Annotated in this window: 18 protein-coding genes; 10 read left to right on the top strand and 8 right to left on the bottom strand. The window is 65.3% G+C overall.

All coding sequences use genetic code 11. From position 1 onward, the window contains the following. Positions 1-59 precede the first annotated feature (59 nt). The 4 genes from QMX96_RS22215 to QMX96_RS22200 form a co-directional block, all read right to left on the bottom strand. Complete coding sequence (locus QMX96_RS22215; protein WP_043860243.1) at positions 60-1688, bottom strand: methyl-accepting chemotaxis protein; 1629 nt, start codon at positions 1686-1688, stop codon at positions 60-62. A 188-nt stretch (positions 1689-1876) separates the two neighbouring features. Beyond that, entirely contained in the window at positions 1877-3817 is a 1941-nt protein-coding gene (locus tag QMX96_RS22210; protein WP_282362430.1) for a methyl-accepting chemotaxis protein, read from the bottom strand. A 141-nt stretch (positions 3818-3958) separates the two neighbouring features. Further along, positions 3959-4597 (bottom strand): TetR/AcrR family transcriptional regulator, encoded by a 639-nt coding sequence (locus QMX96_RS22205; RefSeq protein ID WP_043860245.1) that lies wholly within the window; start codon positions 4595-4597, stop codon positions 3959-3961. Positions 4598-4720: 123 nt separating this feature from the next. Continuing rightward, the gene (locus tag QMX96_RS22200; protein WP_043860246.1) at positions 4721-5164 is read right to left on the bottom strand and encodes a bifunctional diaminohydroxyphosphoribosylaminopyrimidine deaminase/5-amino-6-(5-phosphoribosylamino)uracil reductase RibD; all 444 of its coding nucleotides are present in this window, start codon (positions 5162-5164) and stop codon (positions 4721-4723) included. Positions 5165-5422: 258 nt separating this feature from the next. Here QMX96_RS22200 and QMX96_RS22195 point away from each other — a divergent pair, with 258 nt between their 5' ends. The 3 genes from QMX96_RS22195 to QMX96_RS22185 all read left to right on the top strand — a co-directional run bounded on the left by QMX96_RS22195 (position 5423) and on the right by QMX96_RS22185 (position 8236). Further along, entirely contained in the window at positions 5423-6673 is a 1251-nt protein-coding gene (locus tag QMX96_RS22195; RefSeq protein ID WP_282362429.1) for a DUF1835 domain-containing protein, read from the top strand. Between the two features lie 136 nt (positions 6674-6809). Next, entirely contained in the window at positions 6810-7709 is a 900-nt protein-coding gene (gene lpxO, locus QMX96_RS22190; RefSeq protein ID WP_043860248.1) for a lipid A hydroxylase LpxO, read from the top strand. 182 nt (positions 7710-7891) lie between these two features. Beyond that, positions 7892-8236: a carboxymuconolactone decarboxylase family protein gene (locus QMX96_RS22185; RefSeq protein WP_078481264.1), complete on the top strand. Its 345-nt coding sequence runs from the start codon at positions 7892-7894 to the stop codon at positions 8234-8236. A 19-nt stretch (positions 8237-8255) separates the two neighbouring features. On the opposite strand, the gene QMX96_RS22180 is transcribed toward QMX96_RS22185, so the two are convergent. Next, entirely contained in the window at positions 8256-8732 is a 477-nt protein-coding gene (locus QMX96_RS22180; RefSeq protein ID WP_210015297.1) for a GNAT family N-acetyltransferase, read from the bottom strand. Between the two features lie 58 nt (positions 8733-8790). Then, the gene (locus tag QMX96_RS22175; RefSeq protein WP_043860251.1) at positions 8791-9327 is read right to left on the bottom strand and encodes a hypothetical protein; all 537 of its coding nucleotides are present in this window, start codon (positions 9325-9327) and stop codon (positions 8791-8793) included. Positions 9328-9458: 131 nt separating this feature from the next. On the opposite strand from QMX96_RS22175, the gene QMX96_RS22170 reads away from it, so the two are divergent. Beyond that, on the top strand, positions 9459-10025 hold the full coding sequence (locus QMX96_RS22170) for an N-acetyltransferase (RefSeq protein ID WP_282362427.1): 567 nt from the start codon (positions 9459-9461) through the stop codon (positions 10023-10025). A 3-nt stretch (positions 10026-10028) separates the two neighbouring features. Here QMX96_RS22170 and QMX96_RS22165 read toward each other — a convergent pair whose 3' ends face one another. Then, a complete protein-coding gene (locus tag QMX96_RS22165) occupies positions 10029-10781 on the bottom strand; it encodes an outer membrane beta-barrel protein (protein ID WP_282362426.1) in 753 nt (250 codons plus the stop codon). A 249-nt stretch (positions 10782-11030) separates the two neighbouring features. Here QMX96_RS22165 and QMX96_RS22160 point away from each other — a divergent pair, with 249 nt between their 5' ends. Next, positions 11031-11330, top strand: a complete 300-nt coding sequence (locus QMX96_RS22160) for an RcnB family protein (protein WP_043863948.1) — start codon at positions 11031-11033, stop codon at positions 11328-11330. Here QMX96_RS22160 and QMX96_RS22155 read toward each other — a convergent pair. After that, positions 11327-12244 carry a LysR substrate-binding domain-containing protein gene (locus tag QMX96_RS22155; RefSeq protein ID WP_282362424.1) on the bottom strand — a complete coding sequence of 306 codons (918 nt, stop codon included), beginning with the start codon at positions 12242-12244 and terminating at the stop codon, positions 11327-11329. The genes QMX96_RS22160 and QMX96_RS22155 overlap by 4 nt on opposite strands. Before the next feature lie 99 nt (positions 12245-12343). Between QMX96_RS22155 and QMX96_RS22150 the strand changes: the two genes are divergently transcribed. The 5 genes from QMX96_RS22150 (at position 12344) to QMX96_RS22130 (ending at position 19017) form a co-directional block, all read left to right on the top strand. Continuing rightward, positions 12344-13435, top strand: a complete 1092-nt coding sequence (locus tag QMX96_RS22150; protein WP_043863950.1) for a tartrate dehydrogenase — start codon at positions 12344-12346, stop codon at positions 13433-13435. A 195-nt stretch (positions 13436-13630) separates the two neighbouring features. Then, the gene (locus tag QMX96_RS22145) at positions 13631-15253 is read left to right on the top strand and encodes a BCCT family transporter (protein WP_043863951.1); all 1623 of its coding nucleotides are present in this window, start codon (positions 13631-13633) and stop codon (positions 15251-15253) included. Between the two features lie 153 nt (positions 15254-15406). Continuing rightward, positions 15407-16528 carry a ring-hydroxylating oxygenase subunit alpha gene (locus QMX96_RS22140; protein WP_282362423.1) on the top strand — a complete coding sequence of 374 codons (1122 nt, stop codon included), beginning with the start codon at positions 15407-15409 and terminating at the stop codon, positions 16526-16528. 45 nt (positions 16529-16573) lie between these two features. Further along, positions 16574-18022 carry an NAD-dependent succinate-semialdehyde dehydrogenase gene (locus QMX96_RS22135; RefSeq protein WP_282362422.1) on the top strand — a complete coding sequence of 483 codons (1449 nt, stop codon included), beginning with the start codon at positions 16574-16576 and terminating at the stop codon, positions 18020-18022. Positions 18023-18045: 23 nt separating this feature from the next. After that, positions 18046-19017, top strand: coding sequence for a PDR/VanB family oxidoreductase (locus QMX96_RS22130; protein WP_054914401.1), 972 nt, complete (start codon positions 18046-18048; stop codon positions 19015-19017). Positions 19018-19100 lie beyond the last annotated feature (83 nt).

Below are 19100 nucleotides of genomic sequence, written 5' to 3'. Positions count from 1 at the left end.
GTTCAAGCCCCTGAGTCTAAGGCAGGGGACCCGGGGGCGCTACGTGATGGTGGCTACTGCTAGACCTTGAACTGGGTCACCAGCAGGTTGAGGTCGACCGCAAGGCCTGCCAGCGCCTGGCTGGCGGCATTGCTCTGGCGTGCACCGGCCGCGGTCTGGATCGACAGGTCACGGATGTTGACCAGGTTGCGGTCCACCTCGCGGGCCACCTGGGCCTGCTCCTCGCTGGCGCTGGCGATCACCAGGTTGCGCTCGTTGATGCCGGTGATGGCCTGGGTGATCTCGTCCAGGGCGTGACCGCACAGCTGCGCCACTTCCAGGGTGGCGTGGGCGCGCTGGTTGCTGTTGCGCATTGCCGTGACCGCCGTGCCGGTGCCCTGCTCGATGGTCCCGATCATGGTCTCGATCTCCTGGGTGGACTGCTGGGTGCGGTGCGCCAGCGCCCGAACCTCGTCGGCCACCACGGCGAAGCCGCGCCCGGCATCCCCGGCCCGGGCCGCCTCGATGGCGGCGTTGAGGGCCAGCAGGTTGGTCTGTTCGGCAATCGCGCGGATCACTTCCAGCACCTGGCCGATGTTGCGTACATCGCCCGCCAGGTGCTCGACCTGCTCGCAGGTGTGGGTCACGTCGTCGGTGAGCTGGCCGATGGAGTCGACGGTGCGCTGCACCTGCTCGCGGCCGTGGTGGGCGGTCTCGTCGGTCTGGCGCGAAGCCTCGGAGGTGCTCACGGCGTTGCGGGCCACCTCCTCCACGGCCGCCGTCATCTCGTTCACCGCCGTGGCCGCCTGCTCCACTTCGTCGTTCTGCTGCTGCAGCGCGCGATTGGAGTCGTCGGTGGCAGCCTGCAGCTCTTCGGCGGCCGAGGCCAGCTGGCTGGAGGAACTGGCGATTTTCTGCAGCGTGCCGCGCAGGCTGCCCTGCATGTCGCGCAGCGCCAGCAGCAGACGCGCCGGCTCATCCTTGCCGCTGATGCTGATCTCGTCGCACAGGTCGCCACCGGCGATGGTCTGGGCAATGCCCACGGCTTCGCCCAGCGGGCGCACGATGCTGCGCGTGAGCAGCACTGCAAGCGCCACGGTCAAAGCCAGCACCACGGCCAGAATCGCCAGCACCAGGCTGATGGCGCCATGGAATACCTCGGTGCTGCGTTGGGCCGCCTGCTCCCCGCCCTTGTCGTTGAGCGCAATGATTTCGAGCAGGTCGGTGAGCATGCCGTCGGCATTGGTCAGGTACGGGCCGGCGTCCACCAGCGCGATGGCGTCGTCCTTGCGCCCCTGCTGCAGTAATTGGACGACCTTGTGCTGATCGGCAAGGTAGCGCGTCTTGGCCTGCTGGTAGCGGGCGAACGCGGCCTGTTCCTGCGCCAGGGTGATCAGCCCGGCATAGGTCGCCTCCTGGGTGTCCAGCTGCGCTTCGAGCTGGTGCAGACGCGTGATCAGGTCCTGCAGGTCGTCGCCGTCGCGCAGTACCAGCAGGCGCAGGGTCAGGGTGCGGATCTGGGTGCTGGTCAGCGCTACGCCGTTGGCCGCGACAATCGAGGGCAGCCAGTTCTGGTCGACCTGGTTGGACTGTTCGTTCATTCGACGCATTTCCAGCAGCGACAGGCCGCCAAGGGCCATCGCCAGCAGGGCAATCAGCGCGAAGCTGAGGCCGGCACGCAGGGAAATGTTGAGGGAGCGCAGAAGCATGGGGTGTTCCTTGTGGCTGCAAAAGTACAACCCGCGACGGGACAGGCGGCGCGGTCAGGTTCTGCAGGCAAGGCGGTGAAGCGGGAGGGCAGTGTTCTTTATGAGTGCTTGCTCCACTGCCGGCGGGATCACTCGGCGGCAGTGAAGCCATGATATCACATTGACATTAATTGTAACGTTGTCGGTGGTCAGGACTTGAAGCGGCCCACCAGTGCGTTCAATTCGGCCGACAGCGTGGACAGTCGTCCGGAGTCCTCCTGCGCCGAGCTGGCCAGGCTTTCGACCAGGCGCGCTTCGTCGTAGATCTGCTGGATATGCCGGTTGATCTCCTCGGCCACACTGTGCTGCTCCTCGGCAGCAGCCGAGATCTGCAGGTTCTGGTCGCGGATCTCGTTGACCGACAGCTGGATGCCCTCGAAGCTGTCGCGCGCGCTTTCGATGGAGGTGACACTGGCCCGGGACAGGTCCTGGCAGCTTTGCATCTTCTGCGATACCTCCTGGGTCTTGCTGGCGAGGGTACCGAGCAACTGGTCGATTTCGCCGGTGGAGTCGGCGGTGCGCTTGGCCAGCGCGCGCACCTCGTCCGCCACCACGGCAAAGCCGCGGCCCTGGTCGCCGGCGCGAGCGGCCTCGATGGCGGCATTGAGCGCCAGCAGGTTGGTCTGCTCGGCGATGGCGCGAATGGTGCCCAGGATCTGGTTGATGCTGCGGCTGCCCTCCTCCAGCTCGACCATGGCCTGGGACGACTCGCTCAGGCGGTTGCCCAGGCGGTTGACGTTCTCGGTGGTCAGCTCGATCTGCTGCTTGCCTTCGGCCACCCGGCGATGCCCGCTTTCGGCGGAATCGGCGGCGTTGCTGCACGAGCGGGCCACCTCGTTGGCGGTGGCGACCATTTCGTTGAATGCGGTGGAAACCAGCTCCACCGCTTCACGCTGGCGCCCGGCCGCCTGGTTCATGTTGGTGGCCACCTCGCTGTTGACCTGCGAGGCGTCGTGCAGGTTGGTGGAGGCTGCGCCGATGCGCTGGATCAACTGGCGGATGGCCGCCAGAAACCGGTTGAACCAGCCGGCCAGCTCGGCGGTTTCGTCCCTGCCCTGCACAACCAGGTCGCGGCGCAGGTCGCCCTCGCCCTCGGCGATTGACTGCAGGCCCGTGCTGACCTGGCCGATGGGCTTGACGATCACCCGGGCGAACGCGGCGCCGATCAGCGCGAAGAAGATCGCCAGCACCACCACGATGATCCCGGCCAGGTAGGTCATGCGCGTGGCGGCGCCCATCACTTCGCGCTGCTCGATCAGGCCCACGAAGCGCCAGCCCAGGCCTGGGGAGGTCCATACGTTGGCCATGTAGCGAATCCCGTCGATCTCGACGTCGGCAGCCCCCTGTTCGGTGGCCGCGAGCCTGGCGTAGGGCTCGCCCAGGTCCTTGAGCGGCTTGAAGCTGTGCCCGGCGTCGCGCGGGTCGACCAGCACCACACCGTCCTCGATCAGCATCACGTAGCCGCTTTGACCCAGCTTGATGCTCTTGACCAGTTCGGTGAGGTTCTTCAGCGAGACGCTGACCACGAACACGCCGCGGGGCTTGCCGGCGCCGTCGAGCATGGCCCGGGCGGTGCCCACCAGGGCCACGTCGTCCTTGTCGTAGTAGTAGGCCGGGGTGCGCACGGTCTTGCCGGGGCTGGCCATCGCGGCCTTGTACCAGGGGCGCTGGCGCGGGTCGTAGTTGGCCAGTTGCGGGTCATCCGGCCACTTGGCGTAGGTGCCGTCTTCCAGGCCGATGGACAGGATGGCCGCCGCCGGGTGGGTGGCGCCAAAGCGTGCAAAGGCGTCGATCACCCCCTGGGCCGGCGCTGGCAGGGGCAGGCTGGCAGCGTCGGCAGCGCGGTAGTCCTTGAGCGTCTGCACAGCGCTGTATACAGGATCGGCCGACATCTGATCGACGTTCTGCTGCATCCCGTCGAAGAACTGGCGCATGTTGCCGTCGATCTGGCGTATTTCCCGGGTGCTGCCATCGATGAACTGTTCAACCGCCTGGGTGCGGATGTTCATCACGCTGACCACCGCGACCACCGTCACCGGGATGAAAGCCACCAGTACAAACGCAAGGACCAGCTTGTTTTTTATATTCATCGCGCGCTTCACCCTCCCCGGGCATGAGGCGCCAGTCACCCGTGCAGCGTGAGTTCTGGCAATTTGCTATCACCGCTGTTTCGGCTGGGGAGGTGAAAATCTTTAATACAGTTTCGTGTACAAAAAAATGCAGGATTGTTTCTAGTTGGTCGGCCGCATGGGGCGCGGCGCCGGCATGCCAGGCGTGGCGCCCTGCAGCACCAGGCGGGTGATGGTGGCGGCCGCCAGCGCGTAGTCGTCGCCCTGGGGCGCATGCACGCCCGTGAGCTGGGCCATGCGCCAGCCGAAATTGGTGTAGGTGCGGGTGGCCGACCAGATGAACAGCATCAGGTGTTGCGGGTCGACCGGGGCGATCAGGCCGCGTTTGATCCAGCTGTTCAGGCAGTGCACGTTGAGCTGCGCCTCGGCGCGCAGCAGGTCGCGGCACACCCCGGGCAGTTGCTTGGCCCCGTGCAGCAGCTCGCTGCTGAACACGTTGGAGGTGTACGGGTGGTCACGCACGATGCGGATGCGCGCCTGGATGTAGGCCGGCAGCGCCACCTGCGGGTCATCGCTGGCGCGCAACACGGCGGAGGCCGCGAGCAAGGGTTCCAGAAAGGCCATCAGCACCCGGGTGTAGAGGTTTTCCTTGGTCTGGAAGTAGTAGTACAGGTTGGCCTTGGGCACGCCGGCGCGGGCCGCGATGTCGCGGGTCTGGGCGGCGTTGTAGCCCTTGCTGGCGAATTCCTCGCTGGCGGCCTCGAGAATCAGCTGCTGGTTGCGTTGACGAATGCTGGACATGGCGATGGCACTTCGGGGAAAGACCCTCGCAATATACAAAAATACATAGCGATGAGGCTATGCATGCCAGGTTGCGGGCGCGCCTTCGCCGGCAAGGCCGGCGGCTGGAGTGGGTGGGGCGCCTCAGGCCTCGGCCAGCAGGTAGGTGCGCAGGTCCCTGGAGACCTCTTCGGCCAGCAGCCCGACGATCACCTCGACACCGGCCTGGCGCAACAGGCGAACCCCGGCCCCGGCATTGCGCGGGTCCGGGTCGAGCATGCCGACGAACACCCGCTCCACCCCCTTGTCGATCAACGCCAGGGCACACGACGGGGTGCGCCCCTGGAACGAACAGGGCTCCAGGGTCACATACGCTGTCACACCCCGGCCCCCTTCCGGCAATTTCGCCAACGCCATCGCCTCGGCATGGGGCTGCCCCGGCGGCTGGGTGTGGCCCTGGCTGATCACCTGGTGATCGCGGACCATCACGCAGCCCACCGGCGGGTTGGGCCGGCACGCCGGCAAGGCACGGCGCCCCTCGATCAGGGCCAGTTGCATGAAATCGCTGTTGGAAGGGAGTATCGGCATAAGGTCCTTGCCCAGTGGGTTCCAGAATGAGCGAAGGCGACAGGGTACTCCTGCTGCACGGCGAGGGCACGATTTCTCCCGCATCGTGCGCTCACGCCGGTTGCCCGTTGTCGCTGCCGGCGGGCTTCGCTATAGTCACGCCCTGGCGTTCTCCGCGCCTGCCGTCCGCGCAAAGGGCCACGCCCCGGTACAGAACAGCCTCATTCGTCGATACGACTCCCGGCCTGCAAGCGGACAAGGCCCGACCCAGGAGATCGTATGCTCGCCGCCCTGCCCCCGCACATCTGCCATGACGGCAGAATCAACCTCGAACACCAGCGCAAACGCGCCAAGACCCTGCTCAGGCACCTGCTGGCAGGCACTGCGCCGGCGCACTTCAAGCCCCTGCCCCACAGCCGCGCCCCACGCCTGGCCGATGCGCAGTGGCTGATCGCGCAGGAGCTGGGCTTTGCCAGCTGGCCAAGGCTCAAGGCGCATGTCGACGCCATCGACTTTGCCGCACGCAACCCCGGCTTCGAAGCCGACGACGAAGCCCGCAGCGTGCATTGGCGGTGCGGCAACGACATCGCCCATACCCTGCGCCTGGCCGGTTTCAAGGGGGCCTTCCATACCTTCATCGACCCGCTGTGCATGGGCCCGGTACCGGCACTGCCGGCGCAACCGTTGCTCGCCCTGCGCAACGACTACATCAGCCGCGTGTTCGGCATGCCAGAAGCCGACGTGGCGCGGCGCAGTGCCGAGGAGTACGCCGCCCTGGCGCAGCTCGACGGGTGCCCGCACGCCGTGCTGTGGTGCGAGGCGGATGCCTATGACCAGTTGTTCCTGATCCGCGTGCTGGCGGGCATCGAGCAGTTGCCCGAGTGCCTGGAACTGATCGAGATCAGCCAGGTGCCGGGTGTGCAGCGTTTCATCGGCATCGGCCAGCTCGCGCCGGACCTGCTGGCCTGGCTGTGGCCCCAGCGTCGGCGCCTGGACGAGGCAGCGCTGGCGCTGGCCCGGCGTGCCTGGGCGGCGTACTGCGCGCCCTCGCCACTGGCCTGGGCGCAGCTGGCCCATGCGCCAAGCCCGGCACTGCCCTTGCTGGCGCCGGCAATGCTGCGCCAGTTGCAGGAACTGCCGGGGCTGGCCGACGGCCTGTCGCTGACCGAGCGCCTGGCCCTGGGCATCGTCGCCGAGGCCGGCAGCCTGGCGTTCGGCCGGGTGTTCGCAGAGCTCATGGGCAGGCGCGAGCCACTGCCGTACCTGGGCGACCAGATGTTCCATGCGCTGATGCGCCCGCTGATCGATGCGCCCACGCCGTTGCTGATCGAAGCGGACGTTCACCTGCCCTGGCCGCAACGCAGCCTGACCCTCACGGCCCTGGGCCAGCGGGTACTGGCAGGTGACGCCTACTGGCTGGACCAGGCGGCCCCCGAACGCTGGGTAGGCGGTGTACGCCTGCAGGCCAAGCTGGCGCACTGGGCACTGGATGCCCATGGCCAGCCGGTGTGGCGCCATCAACCGTCCTGATGCCTGCCGAACGACCGCCGACCTAGCCAAAGGTCGGCACCCCAAAACGTAACAATATGTACAAAGCACGCGGTTGATTGTTTATGCTGGCCTGCTCATGCCATGGCGCATAGCCACATCGACCTGTTAATCGACCATGAAAATCTTTCTCGTTCTACTGTTTGTCTTCTCCATCGCCTACGTGCACCTGCGCGGGCGCGTGCGGCACAAGCTCACCCGCCAGCTGGGCGATCACTCCAGCTTCCTGGCCCCGATCAACGTGTTCCTCTACCTGTTCTCCCGGCTGCCGGCCAAGCCTTACCTGCCGGTGGAGGCCTTCCCCGAGCTCAAGCCGCTGCAGGACAACTGGCAGGAAATTCGTGCCGAAGCCCAGCAACTGCTGCACGTGGGCGAAATCAAGAGTTCGCAGAGCCATGACGACGTCGGCTTCAACTCGTTCTTCAAGAGCGGCTGGAAGCGCTTCTACCTGAAGTGGTACGGCGAAAGCCACCCGTCGGCCATGAAGCTGTGCCCACGCACCACCGAACTGCTGCAGGGCATCGGCACGGTCAAGGCGGCGATGTTCGCCACCCTGCCGCCGGGCTCCAAACTTGTGCGCCATCGTGACCCGTATGCCGGCTCCTACCGCTACCACCTGGGGCTGGACACGCCCAACGACGAGGCCTGCTATATCTGCGTCGACGGCGAGAACTACCACTGGCGCGACGGCGAGGCGGTGATGTTCGACGAAACCTACATCCACTACGCGGCCAACCACACCGAGCACAACCGCATCATCCTGTTCTGTGATGTGGAGCGACCGCTGAAGTACCGCTGGGCGACGGCGTTCAACCGCTGGTTCAGCCGCAAGGTGATGGCCGCCGCTGCGGCGCCGAACGATGCGGGCGACAAGACCGGCGGGATCAACCGGCTGTTCACGCGCATCTACAAGATCCGCGAGCGCGGCAAGGCGCTGAAGAAGCGCAACCGGCTGCGCTACTACCTGGAGAAGTGGGCGGTGGTGGCGCTGTTGCTGCTGGTGTTCATCTATATCTGAGGTGGCCCTTTCGCCGGCAAGGCCGGCTCCTGCAGGCGGCGCGTGAGCCTGTGGGGGCCGGCCTTGCGGCAAAAGGCCCCTACCAAAGTACGCCCCCACCCCGACCATCGACCAACGGCGCCCCAGTGCCGAAAAAACTAGCTTCACTGTTCATTTTGTCGCAACACAAAAAGGTGAAGACGATGAGCATGATGGACTGGGATGGCTACCGCAAACAGCTGATGGCCGGTATCGGCGACCTCAAGCAACTCTCGCCCGGCACGGTCGACGGCTACATGACCGCCAGCGGCGCCGGGGCCAAGACCAACCACCTGGACGCAAAGACCCGCGAGCTGATCTCCCTGGCCGTGGCGGTGACCACCCGCTGCGACGGCTGCATTGCCGTGCACTCGGCGCAGGCGGTCAAGCAAGGCGCCACCCGTGAGGAAATCGCCGAGGCCCTGGGCGTGGCCGTGGCGATGAACGCCGGCGCCGCCCTGGTGTACTCGGCGCGCGCACTGGATGCGGTGGGCAAGGCCGGGGAGTAACCCGGCCCGGGGCCTGCGCTCAGGGCTGCGCAGGCCGCTCCATCAGCACCACCTCGATCGGGTCGCCGCCCACCCCGTGGGAGAAGAAGTCGCGCCCCTTGGCGACAAACCCGTGACGCTGATAGAAGCTCTCGGCATTGAGCGTGGACTCGACCTTGATCACCTCCACGCCCGGCGCCCGGGCCTTGGCCAGGCCCGCCTCCAGCAGGCGGCTGCCCAGTTGCTGGCCGGCCGCCTGCTGGAGCACGAACAGGCGCGTGACTTCGCCAGGTTCAGCGTCGACAAAACCGACCACCGTCTCGCCCTGGCATGCCACCACCATCGAGCCCTTGGCAATGGAACGCTCGTAATCCTCATGGGTTCGCTGGCCCATCCAGCCGCGCAACTGCTCATCCGAATAGCGCCCACCCGCCAATTGCGTGATCGACTGGTGCGTCACCGCAAATACCGCTGCCCCATCGCCGGCCCGGGCCGCGCGCAAGGTGATCGACTCCATGGGTTCCCTTCCCCTGTGAATGCATGAGCCGCCACTCTAGCCGGCCTGCACGGTGGCCTCAACCACCCGGGTTGGTGAACTGGATGTACAGGCAGAAGCTGCCCAGCAGCAGCCAGAAGCCGATGAACAGCCAGGGCGTGCGCATGGAGAACAGCAGCGACTTGCAAAAGCCCTTGTGGCTCGATTCCAGCTCGTTGAACAGCGGCGATTCGTCGTAGGCCAGGCCCATGGCCGGCTTGCTGTGCAGCAGGTTGCTCTGCTTGAAGTGCCAGTGATCGATGATCAGGTAGGCCGCGCGTATGCCCGGCCAGGCGTTGAGCGAGCTGACGATGCCAAGCAGCGCCATCAGGCACGGCACCACCAGGGTGAACAGCTTGCCCCATTCGGGGTTGAGGTTGGCCATCGACGAGGCAAAGGCGATCACCAGGAACGACTGCGCCGTGAGGTAGGCGTTGGTCCGGTTGGACAGCAGGCTGGTTTCGTACTGGATCTCGCGCCGGTAGAAGTCCAGGCGCTCCTTGGGCGAGCCGAACAGCAACGGGTCGTCTTCGTCGCTCGATTGCACGGGCAAGGGCTGGGTGATGATTTTCGACATGTGTGGGTATCCGCAACCAGTGGTCGAATTTGGAGCCCACCCCGGCGCCAGCGTTCAGTTGATTGCGCCGGTCGGGGCACAATCCCTTAGAATGGCGCCCCACCCGCCCCCTTCGCCCGCCAAGGATTCCCATGCTGCAGATCCGCCCGATGACCGCCGCCGATTTCGACCGTTTCTGGCCCACCTTCCAGGCCGTGATCGCAGCGCGGGAGACCTACGCCTACGACCCGAACCTGAGCCTGGAGCAGGCCCGGCACCTGTGGCTTGAGGTGCCGCTGCACACGCTGGTGGTCGAGGACGAGGGCCAGTTGCTGGGCGCGTACTACCTCAAGGCCAATGCCGCAGGCCCCGGCAGCCATGTGAGCAACTGCGGCTACATGGTCGCCGAGGCCGCCCGCGGGCGCGGCGTGGCGCGGCTGATGTGCGAGCACTCCCAGCGCCTGGCACGCAACGAGGGCTTCCTGGCCATGCAGTTCAACTCGGTGGTGGCCAGCAACGAGGTGGCCGTGGCGCTGTGGCACGCGCTGGGCTTCGAGACCGTCGGGCGCCTGCCCAGGGCCTACCAGCATGCCCGCCTGGGCCTGGTCGACTGCCTGGTGATATACAAGTGGCTGGGTGAAATGACTGCGCCCGAACAGCCAAGGCTGATCGGGCGCAAGAACATCGAGGCGGTGGTGTCGCGCAAGCGCGGGCGCTAGCCCTTAGAACGCAAGGCCGACCTTGATGCCGAACTCGTCACGCTTGAGCTTGATGTTGTCGGCCACTTCCGAGTCTTCGTCCAGCTTGTACTCGGTGCGGGTGTAGTACAGGCCGGTCATCACCGGCATCGAGCCCTTCTGGTTCATCAGCAGGCTGACTTCGGCATAGGGGTTGGTACGGTCCTTGAGGTCGACGGTGTCGTTGCCCACGTCTTCGACATGCAGCTTGGCCTTGCTGTCCAGCGAACGGCGTGCACCGGCTTCCAGGCGCAGGGTCATGTCGTCGAACTGGTGGTTGTAGCCCAGCGCGGCCTTGGCGAAGGGGGTGCGACCGGTCAGCTTCATGTCGTAGCCGTTGGATTCCAGCTCGTAGCGCGACCAGTTGTAGCCGCCGCCCACGATCAGGTCGACCGAGTTGCGCGCATCGATCGCGGCGCGCCAGCCCAGGTCCACGTCGGCCTGGCCTTCCTTGAGCTTGGTGTCGTTGTGGTCGCCGTACTTGAGGTCGACACCGGCCTGGTAGATGAAGCCGGATTCAGCGGTGAGCTTGTTGCCGAAGTTGAAGAACAGGCCGCCTTCACCCATGCGGTCGGTATCGGACTCGCTGCCGCCTTCGAGCTTGAACTTGTTGTAGGCGCCGAGAACACCAAAGGTTGCAATCGGGTCGGTGGGGGCTGCGGCCAGTGCACTCAGGGGGGCGGCCAGTACCGCCAGGGCCGAGGTCTTGAGCAGCAGGTTGCCGAATCGCTTGGACATCACTTTCAGTCTCCATTTATGTGAAAGGCACTCGGGGTCGAATGCGACCTTTCGAACCCCGGGCGTTTCAAAAAGTTCAGACGAAGGCTCTGGGGTGCGGGTTGTGTCACAGAAACCGTGTCAGGCGTTCACAAAACCCTGTGGGAGCTGGCATTGCCAGCGAAGGCAACGCCGCAGATGTACAGCCGATTGAATGTTTGCAGCAGCGCGCAGTCCGATTCTTCAAGCCCCAGCCATCAGGAGTACCGCATGACTGCACGCAAACTGTTCACCACCCTTGCCCTGCTCGGCAGTGTCGCGCTGGTCCAGCTCCCGGCCCAGGCCGCCGAGCCCAGCGTGGTCGCCCCCGAGTCCCCGACCCGCGAGCTGAAGGTGCACGACAAGGCCCCCGACCTCTACAAGCGCGACGACATGGCCCTGCGCGGCTGGAAGGAAAAGGGCTTGAGCCAGCCCGACGAAGACAGCCAGTGGGTCAAGATCCAGGACAACTACGTGTTGATCGAAATCACCAACGGCACCATCAAGAAGATCGTGCCCGCCAAGGGCTAGCCCAGCACCGGCAGGCTGTAGCGCTCGGCGAAGTACTGGCGCAGGAACTCGACCGCCACGCGTACTTTCGCCGAGCTGGCCAGGGGCGAGGTGTATACCGCCCAGATGTCCGCCGCCTGGTGATAGTCCTCCAGCACCGGCACCAGCCAGCCATCGGCCAGGCTGTCGTGCACATCCCAGTACGAACGCAGCAGTATCCCCCGCCCGTCCAGGCACCATTGGTGCGCCACCTCGCCGTGGTTGGTCGACAGCCCGCCGGTCACCCGCACGCTCTGCTCGCCCTGCGGCCCCTGTAGTTGCCAGACGCCGAACGGGTGGTCACGCTCCTTGATCACCAAACAGTCATGGCTGCTCAACTCGGCCAGCTGGCGCGGCGTGCCGCGCCGTTGCAGGTAGCCCGGTGCGGCGCACAGCACGCGCCGGTTGTGGGCCAGCGGCTTGGCGATCAGGTGCGGGGCAATCACGTTGCCCACGCGGATATCCAGGTCTACCCCCTCTTCGATCAGGTCCACCAGGCGGTCGTGCACGTCCAGGCGGATATCCAGCTGCGGGTAGCGCTCGGCCAGCTCCGACAGCGCCGGCGCCACGAAGCGCCGGCCCAGGCCCAGGCTGCTGGCGATACGCAACTGGCCCACCGGCACGCGGTGCTGGGTGCTGATGTCGTCGCCCATGCGCTGCACCGTCTCGAAGATCTGCAAGGCCCACTGGTAGACCCGCTCGCCCTCCTCGCTCAGCGACGCCCGCCGCGTTGTGCGGTGCAGCAGGCGCACGCCCATCTGCTGCTCGAGCAGGCGCACACGCTTACTGATGAACGCGGCCGACATGCCCAGTTGCTCGGCCACCGCGGCAAAGCTGGCGCGCTTGGCCACCTGGACAAAAATGTTGAGGTCTTCGAGGTTGGGCAGACTATTCACGATATGTGCACAAAGAATTCATGTTGGGCGAGATTATCTCTGACCCAATGGCTTATAGCATGCGCTCACCTGTTCCCAAACAACAACGAGTGAGCCGCCATGACCAAGACCTTCAAGATTGCCGCCATTCCCGGCGACGGTATCGGAAACGAAGTGCTGCCCGAGGGCATCCGCGTGGTCGAAGCCGCCGCGCGCAAGCACGGCCTGGACATCCAGTTCGAATTCTTCGAGTGGGCCAGCTGCGACTATTACCTGGCCCACGGCAAGATGATGCCCGATGACTGGTTCGAGCAGCTCAAGGGCTTCGATGCGCTGTACTTCGGTGCGGTCGGCTGGCCCGACAAGGTGCCGGACCACATCTCGCTGTGGGGCTCGCTGCTCAAGTTCCGCCGCGACTTCGACCAGTACGTGAACATCCGTCCGGTGCGCCTGTTCCCCGGCGTACCCTGCCCGCTGGCCGGTCGCGAGCCGGGCGACATCGACTTCGTGGTGATCCGCGAGAACACCGAGGGCGAGTACTCCTCGCTGGGCGGTCGCATGTTCGAAGGCACCGAAAACGAGTTCGTGCTGCAGGAGTCGGTGTTCACCCGCCGCGGCGTCGACCGCATTCTCAAGTATGCCTTCGACGTGGCGCAGACCCGCGAGCGCAAGCACGTGACCTCGGCCACCAAGTCCAACGGCATGGCCGTGAGCATGCCGTACTGGGACGAGCGCACCGCCGCGATGGCCGCCAACTACCCCGAGATCAGCTGGGACAAGCAGCACATCGACATCCTCTGCGCACGCTTCGTGCTGCAGCCGGACCGCTTCGACGTGGTGGTGGCTTCCAACCTGTTCGGCGACATCCTCTCCGACCTGGGCCCGGCCTGCGCCGGCACCATCGGCATCGCACCGTCGGCCAACCTCAACCCCGAGCGCAGGTTCCCGTCGCTGTTCGAACCGGTCCACGGCTCGGCGCCGGATATCTTCGGCCAGAACATCGCCAACCCGATCGCGATGATCTGGTCCGGGGCGCTGATGCTGGAGTTCCTCGGCAATGACGGCGCCGACCCGCGCTACCGCGCCGCCCACGACGACATCCTTGGCGCCATCGAGCGCGTGATCGCCGCCGGCGACACCACCCGCGACATGGGCGGGCAGAAGTCCACCCAACAGGTCGGCCAGGCCATCACTGCGCTGATCGAAGGGTGAACCAACGGGCCGGTTGTCTGAATTGCCAGACAATCCGGCCCGTCACCTCTTGCGAGCCCACAAGATTCTAGGCAGAATCTGTTAACCAAAAGATAGACGTTAACTTATAGTTAACAGAAGGAGGACGCTTTACCGCACTACCCCCCGGATTGCCTGCCGGGTACAGATAAGAACGCCAACGTCCAGGAGACGATGATGTCGCACAAGAATAAAAAACAGATAGATGTGTTCCTGATTACCGTGAGCCTGATTGCCGTGCTGCTCACCGTGATCGGCCTCGCCGTGTTTCCCTCCCAGGCCGAACAGGCCGCCAACCAGTTGTTCGAGATTGCCACCCGTACCTTCGGCACCAGTGTCCAGGTGCTGGTATTCGGCAGTTCGCTGGCCGTGCTGTATCTGGCGTTCAGCAAGTACGGCAACATCCGCTTCGGCAGCGGCAAGCCCGAGTACTCCACCCCCACCTGGGTGTTCATGTTCATCTGTGCCGGCATGGGGTCCTCGACCCTGTACTGGGGCGTGATGGAATGGGCCTACTACTACCAGACCCCTGGTCTGAACATTGCCGCGCAATCGAGCCAGGCGCTGGAATACAGCGTCAGCTACTCGTTCTTCCACTGGGGCATCAGCGCCTGGTCGATCTATGCCCTGGCCTCGCTGGCCATGGCCTATCACTTCCACGTGCGCAAGAAGAGCGGCCTGAACCTGGCCTCGATCGTCGAGGCGGTGACCGGCTTCAAGGCCACCGGCCCGATCGGTCGCACCGTGGACCTGATCTTCCTGCTGACCATGATGGGCGCGCTGACCGTGTCGCTGGCGCTCACCGCCTCGACCCTGACCCGCGGCCTGCATGACCTGGCCGGCACCCCCGACACCTTCACCGTGCAACTGATGGTGATCGGTGCAGTGGCCATCCTGTTCTCGCTCAGTTCCTACATCGGCATCGATGGCGGCCTGCAGCGCCTGAGCAAGATGGTGTGCATCGGCGCGCTGGTGTTCGCCGGCGTGGTGCTTCTGGTGGGCCCGACCCAGTTCACCATCAACAACACCGCCAACTCCATCGGCCTGATGGTGCAGAACTATGTGCGCATGAGCCTGTTCACCGACCCGGCCGGCGACGGCGCGTTCACCCGCAACTGGACGGTGTTCTACTGGCTGTGGTGGGTGTCCTATGCCCCGGGCGTGGCCATGTTCGTGACCCGTGTGTCCCGTGGGCGCCAGCTCAAGGAAGTGGTGTTCGCCCTGCTCGCCGGTGGCAGCGTGGGCTGCTGGTTCTTCTTTGGCGCGCTGGAAAGCTACAGCATGCACCAGTTCATCAACGGCGCCATCGACGTACCGAAGATCCTCAGCGAGCAAGGCGGCGAATCGGCGGTCAGTGCCCTGCTGACAGCACTGCCGATGGGCAAGGTGTTCCTGGGCGTGTACCTGTTCATCATGGCGGTGTTCTGCGCCTCGCACATGGACGCTGCCGCCTATGCCGTGGCGGCCACCAGTACCCGCAACCTGCGCGAAGGCGACGACCCCACCCCCACCCACCGTCTGTTCTGGTGCGTGGTGCTGACCCTGGTACCGCTGGCCATGCTGTTCGCCAAGGCCTCGCTGTCGACCATGAAGACCGCCGTGGTGCTGACCGCGATCCCGTTCATGGTGATCCTGCTGATCAAGATCTACGGCTTCTTCAAGTGGATGCTGCAGGACTACGGCCACGTGCCGGCCCACCGCATCGAGGAAGAGGCCGCGCGCCTGGCCGGCGAGCAGCCCGAACAGCCTGAACCCGTTGAACAACCCGCAGCGGCCCCGGTAACCGCGACGGCCCGCTGAGTCGCTGACCCCGACCCACCTGCACGGATGCAGGCCTGACGGTCCTTTTTTTTGCCTGCTCTGTTAACCAATAGATACACGTAAACCAATAAGTAAAAGCCAATTGAACAACGGTGCGCCGGCCTGGCTGGACGCCCCCGTGAGGAGATAGCAATGAACGACTTCAAACGCCTGCCCGCCGATTTCTGCGCCAGCGCAGACGAGGCCTTCACCATTCCGGCCAAGTTCTACACCCAGCCTGCGGTGTTCGAGCACGAGAAAGAGAACATCTTCGCGCGCAGCTGGATCTGCGTGGGTCATCGCAGCGAAGTGGCCGAGAACAACGCCTACATCACCCGCGAGATCATCGGCGAGAGCATCATCGTGGTGCGTGGTCGCGACAGCGTGCTGCGCGCCTTCTACAACGTGTGCCCGCACCGTGGCCACCAGTTGCTCAGCGGCAGCGGCAAGGCCAAGAACGTGATCACCTGCCCGTACCACGCCTGGACCTTCAAGCTCGACGGCGAACTGGCCCACGCACGCAACTGCGAGAACGTGGTCAACTTCGACAAGCAGAACTCCACCCTGGTGCAGCTGCGCGTGGAAGAGTACGCAGGCTTCATCTTCATCAACATGGACATGGACGCCGGCAGCGTCGAAGACCAGCTGCCCGGCCTGCAGGCACGCATGCGCCAGGCCTGCGCGGTGATCGACGACCTGCACCTGGCAGCACGTTTCGTCAGCGATACCCCGGCCAACTGGAAGTCCATCGTCGACAACTACCTGGAGTGCTACCACTGCGCCCCGGCGCACCCGGGCTTCTCCGACTCGGTGGACGTCGGCCAGTACAGCCACACCACCTACGGCAACTGGACCCTGCAATATGGCCTGGCCAAGCCGTCGGAGCAGTCGTTCAAGTTCGACGAAAGCGTCAAGGACCCCTCCTTCGCCGGCTTCTGGGCATGGCCGTGCACCATGTTCAACGTGCCGCCAGGCGCGAACTTCATGACCGTGATCTACGAGTTCCCGGTCGACGCCGAAACCACCCTGCAGCACTACGACGTGTACTTCCTGAACAAGGACATCACCGAAGAGCAGCAGATACTCATCGACTGGTACCGCGAGGTGTTCCGCCCCGAGGACCTGCGCCTGGTCGAGAGCGTGCAGAAGGGCCTCAAGTCCCGCGGCTACCGTGGCCAGGGCCGGATCATGGCCGACCGTGAGCGCAGCGGCATGAGCGAGCACGGCATCGCCCACTTCCACAACCTGATCGCCGTCGCCCACCTCAACGACTGACAACGCCCGCCCCCGGTACGCCGGGGGCGGCATGGAGTGCCTTGCGTGAAACTCAACGATCCCACACTGCTGCGCCAACAGGCGTACATCAACGGCCACTGGTGCGATGCCGACGACGGTCGTCAGGTCGAGGTCTGCGACCCGGCCAACGGCGAGCGCCTGGGCAGCGTGCCGCTGATGGGCGGCGCCGAGACGGTACGCGCCATCGAAGCCGCCGAGGCCGCGCTGCAAGGCTGGCGCGAGCGCACCGCCAAGGACCGCGCGCAGGTGCTGCGCCGCTGGTTCGAACTGCTGCTTCAACACGAAGACGACCTGGCCCGGCTGATGACCTTCGAGCAGGGCAAGCCACTGCACGAGGCACTGGGCGAGATCCGCTACGCGGCCTCGTTCATCGAATGGTTTGCCGAGGAAGGCAAGCGCGTCTACGGCGATGTCATCCCCAGCCCTTCCAGCGACAAGCGCCTGCTGGTGATCAAGCAGGGCATCGGCGTGTGCACCGCCATCACCCCGTGGAACTTCCCGGCGGCGATGATCACGCGCAAGGTGGCCCCGGCCCTGGCCGCCGGCTGCACCATCGTGGTCAAGCCAGCCAACGAAACCCCCTTCTGCGCCCTGGCGCTGGTGGAGCTGGCCGAACGTGCAGGCATCCCGGCCGGGGTGTTCAGCGTGGTCACCGGTGATGCAGTGGCCATTGGCGCCCAGTTCACCGGGCACCCGGCCGTGCGCAAGCTGAGCTTTACCGGCTCCACCCCGATCGGCCGGCTGCTGATGGGCCAGTGTGCCCAGAGCATCAAGAAGGTGTCGCTGGAACTGGGCGGCAACGCGCCGTTCATCGTGTTCGACGATGCCGACATCGACGCCGCCGTCGAAGGCGCGCTGGCAGCCAAGTACCGCAACGCCGGCCAGACCTGCGTATGCGTCAACCGTTTCTACGTGCATGACAGCGTGTATGCGCAGTTCACCGAACGCTTCGTGGAGCGCGTGCGCGCCCTGGGCGTGGGCCACGGCACCAGCGCCGCGAGCCAGGTCGGCCCGCTGATCAGCGACAAGGCCGTGGCCAAGGTGCGCAGCCTGATCGACGACGCCGTGGCCAAGGGCGCCGACCTGCTGCTGGGCGGCGAAGCCCATGCGCTGGGTGGCAACTTCTTCGCACCCACGGTGCTGGCCAACATTGCGCCGGGCACCCAGCTGCTGCAGGACGAGATCTTCGGCCCGGTGGCGGCCATCGTGCGCTTTCGCAGCGACGAAGAGGTGATCGCCCAGGCCAACGACACCCTGTATGGCCTGGCGGCGTACTTCTACAGCCGCGACATCGCCCGGGTGTTCAAGGTGGCCGAGGCACTGGAGTACGGCATGGTCGGTATCAATACCGGGCTGATCTCCAATGAAGTGGCGCCGTTTGGCGGCGTCAAGCAGTCGGGCCTGGGCCGCGAAGGCTCGCGCTACGGCATCGAAGACTATCTGCAAATCAAGTACCTGTGCCTGGCCGTGTGAGCCAGTGGCAGTCGAGGTGAATCATGGCCAACAAATACGAGATGTTCAGTGTGCAGGTAACCGCCGTCGAGCAGGCGACGCCGCTGATCAAGCGCTTCACCCTGGCCCGTGAGGACGGCGCGCCGATGCCGGCATTTACCGGTGGCAGCCACGTGATCGTGCAGATGCAGGGCGCCGACGGGCGCCAGTTCAGCAACGCCTACTCACTGATGAGCGACCCGCGCGACACCCGCAGCTACCAGATCGGCGTGCGCCTTGAAGAGCAGTCCAAGGGCGGCTCGGCGTTCATGCACCAGCAGGTCGAGGTGGGCAGCGTGCTGACCATCTCCAGCCCCAACAACCTGTTCGCACTGGACCCGAGCGCGGGCCGGCACGTACTGATCGCCGGCGGCATCGGCATCACGCCGTTTCTGGCGCAGTTGCATGAACTGGAGGCCGGCAGCACCGCCTACGAGCTGCACTATGCCTTTCGCAGCCCCGAGCATGGCGCGTTCCAGGCCGAACTGAGCAGCGGGCCGCATGCGGCCAACACGCAGTTCTACATCGACAGCCTGGAGCGCAAGCTGGACCTGGCCGCGCTGTTTGCGGGCCTGGATGACGCGGCGCATGTGTATGTGTGCGGGCCCAAGCCGCTGATCGATGCGGTGATCGCCACCGCAGCATCGCTGGGCATTGCCGAGCAGCGCGTGCACTGGGAGCAGTTTGCCGCGGCGCCGGTGACCGGTGCGGCGTTTACCGTGGTGCTGGCGCGCTCAGGGCAGGAGTTGCAGGTGGAGGAAGGCATGACCATCTTGCAGGCCATCGAGAAATCCAAGGCGGCCAAGGTGGAATGCCTGTGCCGCGAGGGTGTGTGCGGCACCTGCGAGACCATGATTCTGGAGGGTGAGGCCGAGCATTTCGACCAGTACCTGAGCGATGAAGAGAAGGCTTCGCAGCAGAGCATGATGCTGTGCGTGTCGCGGGCGCGCACGGCACGGCTGGTGCTGGACCTGTAGATCGAATCGCGGGTCAAGCCCGCTCCCACAGGTGCAGTGCAGTTCCTGAAAACACTGCAATCCCTGTGGGAGCGGGCTTGACC

This window comes from Pseudomonas sp. PS01300, from assembly GCF_029960155.1.
GTDB lineage: Bacteria > Pseudomonadota > Gammaproteobacteria > Pseudomonadales > Pseudomonadaceae > Aquipseudomonas > Aquipseudomonas palmensis.
Note: the sequence above shows the minus strand (reverse complement) of the source record. Positions and strands in the feature narration are given on the sequence as shown.

Bases quoted from the DNA above. Each gene is read 5' to 3' on its own strand.
- QMX96_RS22215 (WP_043860243.1), bottom strand. From the start codon at position 1,688: ATGCTTCTGCGCTCCCTCAACATTTCCCTGCGTGCCGGCCTCAGCTTC.
- QMX96_RS22210 (WP_282362430.1), bottom strand. From the start codon at position 3,817: ATGAATATAAAAAACAAGCTGGTCCTTGCGTTTGTACTGGTGGCTTTC.
- QMX96_RS22205 (WP_043860245.1), bottom strand. From the start codon at position 4,597: ATGTCCAGCATTCGTCAACGCAACCAGCAGCTGATTCTCGAGGCCGCC.
- QMX96_RS22200 (WP_043860246.1), bottom strand. From the start codon at position 5,164: ATGCCGATACTCCCTTCCAACAGCGATTTCATGCAACTGGCCCTGATC.
- QMX96_RS22195 (WP_282362429.1), top strand. From the start codon at position 5,423: ATGCTCGCCGCCCTGCCCCCGCACATCTGCCATGACGGCAGAATCAAC.
- lpxO (WP_043860248.1), top strand. From the start codon at position 6,810: ATGAAAATCTTTCTCGTTCTACTGTTTGTCTTCTCCATCGCCTACGTG.
- QMX96_RS22185 (WP_078481264.1), top strand. From the start codon at position 7,892: ATGAGCATGATGGACTGGGATGGCTACCGCAAACAGCTGATGGCCGGT.
- QMX96_RS22180 (WP_210015297.1), bottom strand. From the start codon at position 8,732: ATGGAGTCGATCACCTTGCGCGCGGCCCGGGCCGGCGATGGGGCAGCG.
- QMX96_RS22175 (WP_043860251.1), bottom strand. From the start codon at position 9,327: ATGTCGAAAATCATCACCCAGCCCTTGCCCGTGCAATCGAGCGACGAA.
- QMX96_RS22170 (WP_282362427.1), top strand. From the start codon at position 9,459: ATGCTGCAGATCCGCCCGATGACCGCCGCCGATTTCGACCGTTTCTGG.
- QMX96_RS22165 (WP_282362426.1), bottom strand. From the start codon at position 10,781: ATGTCCAAGCGATTCGGCAACCTGCTGCTCAAGACCTCGGCCCTGGCG.
- QMX96_RS22160 (WP_043863948.1), top strand. From the start codon at position 11,031: ATGACTGCACGCAAACTGTTCACCACCCTTGCCCTGCTCGGCAGTGTC.
- QMX96_RS22150 (WP_043863950.1), top strand. From the start codon at position 12,344: ATGACCAAGACCTTCAAGATTGCCGCCATTCCCGGCGACGGTATCGGA.
- QMX96_RS22145 (WP_043863951.1), top strand. From the start codon at position 13,631: ATGTCGCACAAGAATAAAAAACAGATAGATGTGTTCCTGATTACCGTG.
- QMX96_RS22140 (WP_282362423.1), top strand. From the start codon at position 15,407: ATGAACGACTTCAAACGCCTGCCCGCCGATTTCTGCGCCAGCGCAGAC.
- QMX96_RS22130 (WP_054914401.1), top strand. From the start codon at position 18,046: ATGGCCAACAAATACGAGATGTTCAGTGTGCAGGTAACCGCCGTCGAG.